Source organism: Leptotrichia sp., assembly GCF_057270615.1.
In genome coordinates this window covers 10,385-13,063 of sequence record NZ_DBHIXN010000052.1, presented here as the reverse complement: position 1 = coordinate 13,063, position 2,679 = coordinate 10,385, and the positions used below count along the sequence as shown (strand labels likewise).

Below are 2,679 nucleotides of genomic sequence, written 5' to 3'. Positions count from 1 at the left end.
CCTCTTGAAGAATCAAGATACATGGCAGTACTTGTAGTTGCATTTGATAAATCAAGTTTTCCATTATTTATAGCCTCATATCCTACATCACCTTTCCAAGATCCATGTGGATCCTTAATACCGTCAGCCATAAGACCAATTATATTTTTTGTTGATGGTTTTGCTTCAACTGTGATACCTGTTTTTATAATAGCTTCTCCATTTATAACGTGCGAAAGAATATTTCCTGTATCTAGAGCATTTCCAAGCGCATTTGTCAAATCTCCTGCTATTTCATAACTACCTTCAGTTAATCTTGTTCTTTCAACTGAATGCCCTTTGGTATTCAAAGTACCACCTTTATCAGTTATAATTGCACCTTTTTGACCATAAATTCCAACTCCGTCACCATCAAATGTAATTGTTGAATTGTTATTAAAAACAACTTCAGATTTTGTAGTGACTATTGCTCCAACTCCATTTGCCCCTTTCAAGTTAATATTAGCACCATCTATCGTAACTTTCGACGGACTAGGAGCACCTGTTCCACCATTTCCAATATAGATACCAGTTCCAGCTGTTGTATTATCTCCTATATTCATAGTTCCAGAATAATTAATATTACTTGCATTTTCAGCAAACAATCCAACTCCATTTGCTCCTGTTGTAATGTTAGTCGATATTGCTTTTGGAGTTCCAGAAGTTCCCTGAGCATCAGCATAAATACCTATTGCATAAAAGTCACCTGATGTACCTAATACTGAATCTCCAACTTTTATTCCTCCAGTGTAAGTTGAAATATCAGTATTCCCTTTTAATAATAATCCAATCATTCCTTTTCCTTGCGTTGAACTTCCACTTACAAAATCAAGTGCTGGTGCATTTAATTGTGCTGGCGTTGTCAATGCTTTTCCAGTGCTATCTGTTCCATCTAAATAAACTCCAACACCATAGCCATTAACATTTCCAATAGAATTTGTTATAGAACCATTACCTTTAATGTAATAAGCTACTTGATTTTGTGACTTATCATTTAAATCAATCACAGCTCCTGTTCCATCTGCAGTTGCTTCCTGAGTAAGATAAACCGCAACTGACGAATTAGCATTTTTGGTCATTGTTATATTTCCTACTTTAGAAATATTTGATTTTGGTGTATAAATTCCAACTGTTTTTTCAGCATCTAAAGTTATAGTTCCTGTATTTTTTATAGATGAATTAGCAACTGCTCCTGAATATATACCACTTCCAGCAGTAGTTTCAACATTGCTAGCAAAAATTCCTGTTGACTCTTTTCCTTTCAAAGTTATATTTCCAGCATTTGTTAAGTTTATTTTCTTTGATGTAGAACTTGCAAGTCCAAACATACCAACCGAACTTTCTTTTGCTAATGTAATATTTGAATTGCTTTCATTTTCTGCTACAGCGTCATCTTTAGCAAATATTCCAGTAGAATTTTTTTCTAATAATTCAATATCTTTTTTATTTTTAACTTGTGTTCCATTTCCTGTACCATACATTCCAATTACATTTTCAACTGTTCCAGAAATTTCATATTTATTAGTTATAACTGCACTATCAGCTGCACCCATTCCTGTAGATTTTTTTCCAGATAGAACAATTTTACCTGTATTTTCTCCAGTTGTTCCTGAACCTGTTGCATACATTCCAGTAGAACTTTCGCTAGTAACTTTAATTCCTTTATCAGTTGAAGTATTTTTTATTTCTGAACCTGCTTCTCCAAAAATTCCAATAGATTCTTGTCCATTTACTTCTATAGTCTTATTATTTGTAACAGTTGACTTACTTCCAAAAATTCCTACTGATTTTTCTTTTGAAGTTATAATTGTACCACTATTATCAACTGTCAAATTTTCTTTTCCATTTGATGAAGAATTTTTAGCATATATTCCAACCGATTCTTTCATTCCAACATTTATTTCTGAACCAGTTAAATTTTCAATAGAAAGTTTCTTTGTAGCTCCAGATTCCAATTCACCGTATATTCCTGCACTTCCCTTTTCAGAACTGCTTGTTGCTAAAGTAATTGTTCCTTTATTTGTAATTGAATGATCTTTATCATTCTTAAATTTACCATATATTCCTGCTGATTCACTTTTATCTATAGTAATTGTCTTACTTGCATTATTTATAACATCACTATCACTTATATAAATTCCTGCTGATTTTTCATCTTGTGTAGTAATATCAGCATTATTGGTAACATAAGAATTATCAATTGCATAAATCCCTGCTGATTTCTTATCCTTTATGATAATTTCTCCATCATTTCGAACAGTCGCTGTATCTGCCATTATCCCAACTGATTCAGCTTTATCTACATTGATTTTTCCTGAAGTAGAAAGATTATTTATTACAGCCTTTGTTCTATCATCTGTATCATTTTTTATATACATTCCAGCTGATTTTCCATCTTTTAAATTAATAGTTCCACTATTATTCATTGTAGTTATTCCTGGTGTAACAGGCGATGCAACTGATGTATCTTTAAACACATTTGCATACATTCCAATACTTTTATCTTTTTCAGCAGTTATTATTCCCGAATTATCAATTGTATAATTCTTTGCGGAAGTATTTTGGGCATAAATTCCTGCTGATTCATTTTCTTTTAAATTAATCTTACCTTTATTTGTAACATTACTATTTTGTGTATAAATTCCTGCTGAACATGTTTTA

At 31.9% G+C, this 2,679-nt stretch carries 1 protein-coding gene; it reads right to left on the bottom strand.

What is annotated here, in order from left to right:
- The coding region (locus ACO409_RS08635) for a beta strand repeat-containing protein (protein WP_485556394.1) at nt 1-2,679 on the bottom strand (2,679 nt) is incomplete at both ends.